The organism is Rothia terrae, assembly GCF_012396615.1.
Classification (GTDB): domain Bacteria; phylum Actinomycetota; class Actinomycetes; order Actinomycetales; family Micrococcaceae; genus Rothia; species Rothia terrae.
This window is the reverse complement of record NZ_JAAXPV010000040.1, coordinates 1-1217: the sequence shown is the minus strand read 5'-3', so window position 1 is coordinate 1217 and position 1217 is coordinate 1. Positions and strand designations below refer to the sequence as shown.

The 1217-nt window shown below is 47.0% G+C and carries 1 protein-coding gene; it reads left to right on the top strand.

Annotated features, from left to right (window positions below; translation table 11 throughout):
• Nucleotides 1-141 precede the first annotated feature (141 nt).
• On the top strand, nucleotides 142-1125 hold the full coding sequence (locus tag HF984_RS11285; RefSeq protein ID WP_168615742.1) for a hypothetical protein: 984 nt from the start codon (nucleotides 142-144) through the stop codon (nucleotides 1123-1125).
• Nucleotides 1126-1217 lie beyond the last annotated feature (92 nt).

The window sequence follows — 1217 nt, the reverse complement described above, 5'->3', positions numbered from 1 at the left end:
CAGGTCAAGACGTGGCGGGTTTTGCATACAGGTTTCCGGCGGCCGCTGAGCGTGTATGGGCGGGTGTTTGCGGTGGTTCGGGGGTTGGTGTTTTATGCGGCTGGGAGGACTTTTGAATAAGCCTCATTTAAGGAGATATTTATGAAAGTAACTGATTTTTACAGCATCGCAGAGGAAGATCCTCTTTTTCTCAACGTCCATGTAGACCGAGATAACCTCCTCTTCCTGGACCCCTTCGCTATTCGCCAAGAAACTCAAACGCAACCCTCCGAACATGGCGAAAGCGCCTTACTCTGCATGAAAAGCTTCTTTGAGACTGTGGCAGGGTGCGCTTTATCCCAAAGAGCAGGAGATCATCAGCGAGGAGAAAAGCTCCTCCAAGTCTTTACTGAGCCTAGTGAAACACGACTTGGCATGTCTAAAAACGGATATAAAGGAAAGGGCGCTGCTTCCAAAAAAGGTACCGACATTTGGAACAGCTTAACCACCGACGCGCAAGGACTACTCAACGTCGGGATCTTTCACATGTTAGAAGAAATGCCAGTCTTCATCGACGGAGTAGGGTCAGATGTAACATCAGATCTCACTACTCGCATTATTTTCGAACCGTTAGTTCTCTTTACTCAAAAAATGCTCATAGCATATCCCCAAATCAACAGCGGAGACCATACAACCCAGACTATCCACCGAAGCGTTTGGGATCCCCGCGTAAAAAAATGGGTAGAAAAGGACTTCCTTCTCCCAGTAGCCGATAACCAACCTTTACTACTTATCCCTCGAAACTGGGCACGTGGATCTCTTGTTCTTGATTATGGAGGTTTCTATCAAAAGGGCGTACTCACCTACGCACAACAACAACAAACTGTAATCCTTGAAAATGGAAAAGTCTCTCGGCCCTCTAAGAAAATAATCGAGAAGCAGGAAAAATATCAACGTAGCCGCAACACAGTTATCAAGGTAGTAAGAGACGCTAGTCGAGAAAACGAGCTGATTCTGGACAAGTTTAAAAAGATGCTCGAAAATGATTTCTCTTCATATTCAGAGGAAAAACTTGCTGAGCTCCTCGCTAAAGAACCTGGAAAACAAGACTATGAGGCTTATTCAAAAGTCCTCCCAGCCGCATAAAACACCAACCCCCGAACCACCGCAAACACCCGCCCATACACGCTCAGCGGCCGCCGGAAACCTGTATGCAAAACCCGCCACGTCTTGACCTG

Coding starts and splice junctions, on each gene's coding strand:
- HF984_RS11285 (WP_168615742.1), top strand. CDS start 142: ATGAAAGTAACTGATTTTTACAGCATCGCAGAGGAAGATCCTCTTTTT.